At 73.5% G+C, this 5,616-nt stretch carries 8 protein-coding genes and 1 pseudogene; 5 read left to right on the top strand and 4 right to left on the bottom strand.

The window, feature by feature from the left end; all coding sequences use genetic code 11:
• From AC0CYZ_RS12520 to AC0CYZ_RS12510, 3 genes and pseudogenes are all read left to right on the top strand, one after another.
• Positions 1–220: pseudogene (locus AC0CYZ_RS12520) on the top strand (DNA repair protein RecO C-terminal domain-containing protein); the annotation flags it as partial.
• A 287-nt stretch (positions 221–507) separates the two neighbouring features.
• Entirely contained in the window at positions 508–1,314 is an 807-nt protein-coding gene (locus AC0CYZ_RS12515) for an isoprenyl transferase (protein ID WP_472215744.1), read from the top strand.
• Positions 1,315–1,725 carry a hypothetical protein gene (locus AC0CYZ_RS12510; protein ID WP_472215740.1) on the top strand — a complete coding sequence of 137 codons (411 nt, stop codon included), beginning with the start codon at positions 1,315–1,317 and terminating at the stop codon, positions 1,723–1,725.
• Between the two features lie 7 nt (positions 1,726–1,732).
• Here the strand turns inward: AC0CYZ_RS12510 and AC0CYZ_RS12505 are convergent, their stop codons facing one another.
• The 3 genes from AC0CYZ_RS12505 to AC0CYZ_RS12495 are packed head-to-tail and all read right to left on the bottom strand — an operon-like array spanning position 1,733 to position 2,774.
• A complete protein-coding gene (locus tag AC0CYZ_RS12505; RefSeq protein WP_472215742.1) occupies positions 1,733–2,128 on the bottom strand; it encodes a Fur family transcriptional regulator in 396 nt (131 codons plus the stop codon).
• A gap of 26 nt (positions 2,129–2,154) precedes the next feature.
• Positions 2,155–2,517: an ArsR/SmtB family transcription factor gene (locus AC0CYZ_RS12500; protein ID WP_472215738.1), complete on the bottom strand. Its 363-nt coding sequence runs from the start codon at positions 2,515–2,517 to the stop codon at positions 2,155–2,157.
• Positions 2,514–2,774 (bottom strand): hypothetical protein, encoded by a 261-nt coding sequence (locus tag AC0CYZ_RS12495; RefSeq protein WP_472215736.1) that lies wholly within the window; start codon positions 2,772–2,774, stop codon positions 2,514–2,516. Before AC0CYZ_RS12495 ends, AC0CYZ_RS12500 begins: the two co-directional genes overlap by 4 nt.
• Before the next feature lie 145 nt (positions 2,775–2,919).
• On the opposite strand from AC0CYZ_RS12495, the gene AC0CYZ_RS12490 reads away from it, so the two are divergent.
• Positions 2,920–3,249, top strand: coding sequence for an antibiotic biosynthesis monooxygenase family protein (locus tag AC0CYZ_RS12490; RefSeq protein ID WP_472215734.1), 330 nt, complete (start codon positions 2,920–2,922; stop codon positions 3,247–3,249).
• A gap of 83 nt (positions 3,250–3,332) precedes the next feature.
• A complete protein-coding gene (locus AC0CYZ_RS12485; RefSeq protein WP_472215732.1) occupies positions 3,333–4,760 on the top strand; it encodes a glycine--tRNA ligase in 1,428 nt (475 codons plus the stop codon).
• Between the two features lie 49 nt (positions 4,761–4,809).
• On the opposite strand, the gene AC0CYZ_RS12480 is transcribed toward AC0CYZ_RS12485, so the two are convergent.
• The gene (locus AC0CYZ_RS12480) at positions 4,810–5,430 is read right to left on the bottom strand and encodes a hypothetical protein (RefSeq protein WP_472215730.1); all 621 of its coding nucleotides are present in this window, start codon (positions 5,428–5,430) and stop codon (positions 4,810–4,812) included.
• Between the last annotated feature and the right edge of the window lie 186 nt (positions 5,431–5,616).

Below are 5,616 nucleotides of genomic sequence, written 5' to 3'. Positions count from 1 at the left end.
GGTGACGGCGGGCGGGGCGGTCTGCGACGGGTGCCGGCCCGGCGGCGCCGTCGTGCCCTCGTGGTGGACGTGGCGGCTGCTCGAGGCCCTGCGTGACGGCGACTGGGAGGCCGCCGAGCAGAGCCCGCCCGACGCCCGCCGGGACGCCGCGGGCCTCGTCGCCGCCCACCTGCAGTGGCACCTCGAACGGCGGCTGCGCTCGCTGCCGCTGGTGGACCGGCGCGGGGTGCCGCGGGTGGATCTCGAGGACGGCCTCCCGGATGTGAGCGAAGGGCCCCCTCGATCGGTAGAGCCGGCTGAGGGCGCCCCTCGCCGGAACGGCTCGCCGGCGACCGATCTGAGCGAAGGGGCCCCTCGCTCGATAGAACCGACCGAAGGGGCCCTTCGCTCAGAACAGCCCGAGCACGACGACGTCGAGGTCGCCCCGTGAGCCCGCTACGGCAGCGTCCCGAGAAGAGCACCGGCCGCTCCGGCCGACCCCTGCGCGGGCGCGGCGACCCGACGATCATGCCGCCGACCCCGCACCCCTCGGGCGCCACGCCGCCGCCCATTCCGCCCGACCTCGTCCCGAACCACGTCGCGCTGGTCATGGACGGCAACGGCCGGTGGGCCAACCAGCGCGGGCTGCCCCGCATCGAGGGCCACCGCCACGGGGAGGCGCAGCTGCTCGACGTCGTCCGCGGCTGCATCGACGTCGGCGTCCGGTGGATCAGCGCGTACGCGTTCTCCACCGAGAACTGGCGGCGCAGCCCGGAGGAGGTCCGCTTCCTGCTCGGGTTCAACCGCGACGTGATCCGCCGCCGTCGCGACGAGATGCACGCCATGGGGGTGCGGGTCCGCTGGTCGGGGCAGCGCCCGCGGCTGTGGCGCAGCGTCATCTCCGAGCTGGAGAAGGCCGAGGAACTGACGCGCGACAACGACGTCGTCACCCTCACCATGTGCGTCAACTACGGCGGGCGCGCGGAGATCGTGCAGGCGGCCCGGGAGCTCGCGCGACGCGCCGCCCGGGGCGAGATCGACCCCGACCGCATCGACGAGCGGGCGATCGCGCGCCACCTCGACGAGCCGGACATGCCCGACGTCGACCTGTTCGTGCGCTCGTCGGGGGAGCAGCGGACGTCGAACTTCCTGCTGTGGCAGTCGGCGTACGCGGAGATGGTCTTCCTCGACACGCTCTTCCCCGACTTCGACCGCCGCCACCTCTGGCAGGCCTGCGAGATCTACGCCTCGCGGGACCGCCGCTACGGCGGCGCCGCGGACGCGCCCACCGCCGCGGACGCGCACGACGCGCACGACGACCCCGAGGAGACCTGAGTGAGCCGCGAGGCCGCCACGACCGCGACGCTGCTGATCACCGCCCGGGAGGCGCTCGAGAAGTTCGTCGACGTGCGGGTGGACGACGACGGGGCGCTCTCGTTCCGCCACGGCGAGGTCCCGTGCGCGGTGCAGGGGATCGAGCTCGTCGAGGGGCTGGCGGTGCTGTCGCTGACCTGCGTCGTCGCGTGGGACCTGGAGGGCGACGACGTCCCGCGCCGGGTCGCCGAACGCGCCGGGCAGGGGCTCTTCGGGACCCTCGGCGCGATCAGCACCGAGGCCGGGTGGGACGTGACCCTGCGCTACGCGTTCCCTGCCGAGGGTCTCGCGATCGACCCGCTGGGGACGCTGCTCATGCTCGTCGTCTCCACCGCCTCGCAGGTGCGGGGCGACCTCGTCAGCGCCGCCTGACCGGGGCTCAGGCCGCCCGGCAGGCCGCGCACAGCCCGATGATCTCCACGGTGTGGTCGATCTCGGCGAACCCGTGCTCGGCGGCGACCTTCTCCGCCCAGTGCTCGACGGCGGGTCCCTCCACCTCGACGGTGCGCCCGCACCGGCGGCACACCAGGTGGTGGTGGTGGGTGTCCGAGCAGCGCCGGTAGGAGGCCTCGCCCGCCGCGGTGCGCAGCACGTCGATCTCGCCGGCGTCGGCCAGCGCCTGCAGCGTGCGGTACACCGTGGTCAGGCCGATGCCCTCGCCGCGGCGCCGCAGCTCCTCGTGGATGTCCTGGGCGGAGCGGAAGTCGGGGAGCTGGTCGAGCAGGTCGCCGATCGCGGCGCGCTGGCGGGTCGCCCGCCGGCCGGGCACCACCATCGGCCGGCCCGAGCCCTCCGCCGCGCTCACGCGTCCTCCTCCGCGTGGTCGACGGCATCGACCACGATGTGCGCGAGGTGGTCGTCCACGAGCCGGTAGACGACCTCCCGGCCCCGTCGCTCACCGCGCACCACCCCGGCCGCCTTGAGCACCCGCAGGTGCTGGCTGATCAGCGGCTGGGTGACCCCGAGCGCGTCCACCAGCTCGTGCACGCAGCGCGGTGACGACCGCAGCTGCAGCACCACCGCGATCCGGACGGGCGCCGCCAGCGCGCGCAGCAGCTCCCCGGCCGCGACGAGGGTGTCCCCGTGGGGCGGCGCGGGTGCGTCCACGGCGACGTGGGCGGCGTCGTCGGGCAGGTCCGTCCGGACCTCGACGGCCGGGCTCATCGCAGCGCCACCCCGATCGCCACGGCCACGAGCACGGCCAGGATCAGCGCCCGCGCGAGGCGCGCCGGGGGCGAGAGCCGCGCCCACGTCGTCGCGAGGAGCACCGCGACCCCGACGGCGAGCAGCGCCAGCAGCAGCGCCCCCGCGAGTCCGCCGACGACGACCGCGATCGCGAACACCACGGCGACCACGAGGAACGCCAGCACCGGCGAGACCCGGGCGAGCGGTCCGGAGCCGGGCAGCAACGGGCGGCGCATGTCGCCCCGTCTCGTCCCTCGGCGGGCACCCGCCCCGCCGCCCCGCGTCGGCACCGTCGTCCACCACCCGTCGTCGCACCCGGTTCCCGGCCCCAGTCTCCCACTCCCTCCCGGTACTGACACCCGGTGTCGATAAGGTCGGCCGGTGCTGCTGGTCTGCCGGTTCGGCCCCGAGGAGACCGGGGAGGGTTTCCTCGACCGCGCCCGGCACGCGATGGGCCTGCTCGCCCGCCAGCCCGGGTGCGAGCGGGTGGACCTCGGCCGCGCCGTGGAGGAGCCGGGGGAATGGGTGCTCGTCGCGGTCTTCGCGAGCCTCACCGACTACCGCCGGGCCCTGCAGCCCTTCGAGGTGCGCGAGCACGTCGTACCGTTCCTCTCCAGCGCCCGCACCGACGCGCCGGCCACGTTCGAGCGCCGTCTGACGGCCCGCGCCGGCGACGGCGACGTCGAGGAGAACCCCAGCATCCTGGGGTGACTCGCCGACCTCGCTACGCTGGGTAGGCCAGACGACCAGCGAGTCCGACGAGCCACCACGGCCCGTCGTCGGGAGAGTCAGAAGTGCCCACCCCCACCGGAAGCGCCCGCATCGAGACCGTGGTGAACCTGTGCAAGCGCCGCGGGTTCGTCTTCCCCTCGGGGGAGATCTACGGCGGTACGCGGTCGGCCTGGGACTACGGTCCCCTCGGCGTCGAGCTCAAGGACAACATCAAGCGCCAGTGGTGGCGCTCGATGGTGACCGGTCGCGACGACGTCGTCGGGCTCGACTCGAGCGTGATCCTGCCGCGTCAGGTGTGGGTCGCGTCGGGGCACGTCGACGTGTTCACCGACCCGCTCGTCGAGTGCACGAACTGCCACCGCCGGTTCCGTGCCGACCAGCTCGCGGAGGACTTCTCCGAGCGCACCGGGGGTCCGTCGCTGGAGTCGACCGACGCGGAGGGCAAGGTCGGCTACGACCTCTCGACGGTGCCGTGCCCGAACTGCGGGATGCGCGGGCAGTACACCGCGCCGCGCGAGTTCAACATGATGCTCAAGACCTACCTCGGCCCCGTGGAGTCCGAGGAGGGCCTGCACTACCTGCGTCCCGAGACCGCGCAGGGCATCTTCGTCAACTTCGCGAACGTCATGTCGACGGCGCGCAAGAAGCCGCCGTTCGGCATCGGCCAGATCGGCAAGAGCTTCCGCAACGAGATCACGCCCGGGAACTTCATCTTCCGCACGCGTGAGTTCGAGCAGATGGAGATGGAGTACTTCGTCGAGCCCGGGTCCGACGAGGAGTGGCACCAGTACTGGATCGACGAGCGCACCCGCTGGTACACCGGGCTGGGGATCGCGCCGGAGAACCTGCGCCAGTACGAGCACCCCAAGGAGAAGCTCTCCCACTACTCCAAGCGGACCGTGGACGTGGAGTACCGCTTCGGCTTCAACGCCGGGCAGGAGTGGGGCGAGCTCGAGGGCATCGCGAACCGCACCGACTTCGACCTCACGACGCACTCGAACCACTCGGGCGTCGACCTGTCCTACTACGACCAGGCCACCGACTCCCGGTACCGGCCCTACGTCATCGAGCCGGCGGCCGGCGTCGGGCGCCCGATGATGGCGTTCCTGCTCGAGGCCTACACCGAGGACGAGGCCCCGAACGCCAAGGGCGGCGTCGACAAGCGGACGGTGCTGCGCCTCGACCCGCGGCTCGCGCCGGTGAAGGCCGCGGTGCTGCCGCTCTCGCGCAACGCCGACCTCTCGCCGGTGGCCCGCGACGTCGCGGCGACGCTCCGGCAGCACTGGAACGTCGACTTCGACGACGCCGGGGCCATCGGCCGCCGCTACCGCCGCCAGGACGAGATCGGGACGCCGTTCTGCGTGACGGTCGACTTCGACTCGCTCAACGACCAGGCGGCCACGGTGCGCCACCGGGACGCGATGACCCAGGAGCGGGTCGCGCTCGACCAGCTCGAGGGGTACCTGGCGTCGCGGCTCATCGGCTGCTAGGTGGCTCCGCCTCGTGAGCAGTTGTCCGTGTCATAGGGCGGATTAGTGCTCACGAGCGCGGAGCGCACCTATAGCCCGCGCGCACGGTCGCGACGGTGGCCCGCGGGGTGAGGACGGTGACGACCTCGGGGAACGCGGACCGGGGCCGGGGGTCGCCGTAGCCCGCGAACGACCAGGGGAACAGCGCGGCCCCCTCGACCAGCCACCACCCGCCGTCGTGCGCGATCACCACCCCGTCCGGGAGGCCCGCCAGCGGCGCGTCGTGGGTGCGCTGTCCGCCGTCGTCGTCGAGCCGGTCGGCGTGCAGGCGACGGTCGATCTCGCGGGCCCCTGGCGGGTCGTCGGGGTGGGCGAGCGCCCAGGCGGCCTTGAAGCGCTGGTAGTCGGCGTACCGGCACTCCCCGCACGGTCGGTGGCCCGCCGCCAGCGCAGTCGGCTCGTCGAGGAAGTACAGCTCGGTGAGGCGGTTCGGCTGCCACTGCGTGCGGTGCCGGCCGTGGAACTCGAGCACACAGACGATCCAGTTGCGACCGAGGTGATGGCGTGCCACCGAGCCCTGGGCGTCCAGCAGCCGGCCCCGGTTGCCCCAGAACCCGCCGCGATCGGCGACGGCATGGGTGGACCCGTCCGGCGCGACGCGGTTGGGTCGCCCGCTGCCGTTCGCCGCCACGGCCACATCGTCGTCCCCCTCGTGGCCACCGCCTACCCTGGTGGTGTGAGTCCGCTGAGTGAGGTCCTGGCCGGGGGAGACGACCCGGCGGCGCCCGTCAGCGTCGTCCGGGTCCTGGCGCGGCACGGGTTCGGCACCGTCGAGCCCGGCCAGCTGTTCGCCGCCCGGGGCACGCTGCTCGGCGAG

It is taken from the genome of Actinomycetospora sp. (assembly GCF_055612215.1).
The sequence above is the reverse complement of the archived record's forward strand: the minus strand, read 5'-3'. Positions and strand labels throughout refer to the sequence as shown.

What these genes read in the sequence shown, in the direction of transcription:
- AC0CYZ_RS12515 (WP_472215744.1), top strand. Translation starts at nt 508, where the DNA reads ATGCCGCCGACCCCGCACCCCTCGGGCGCCACGCCGCCGCCCATTCCG.
- AC0CYZ_RS12505 (WP_472215742.1), bottom strand. Translation starts at nt 2,128, where the DNA reads ATGGTGGTGCCCGGCCGGCGGGCGACCCGCCAGCGCGCCGCGATCGGC.
- AC0CYZ_RS12500 (WP_472215738.1), bottom strand. Translation starts at nt 2,517, where the DNA reads ATGAGCCCGGCCGTCGAGGTCCGGACGGACCTGCCCGACGACGCCGCC.
- AC0CYZ_RS12495 (WP_472215736.1), bottom strand. Translation starts at nt 2,774, where the DNA reads ATGCGCCGCCCGTTGCTGCCCGGCTCCGGACCGCTCGCCCGGGTCTCG.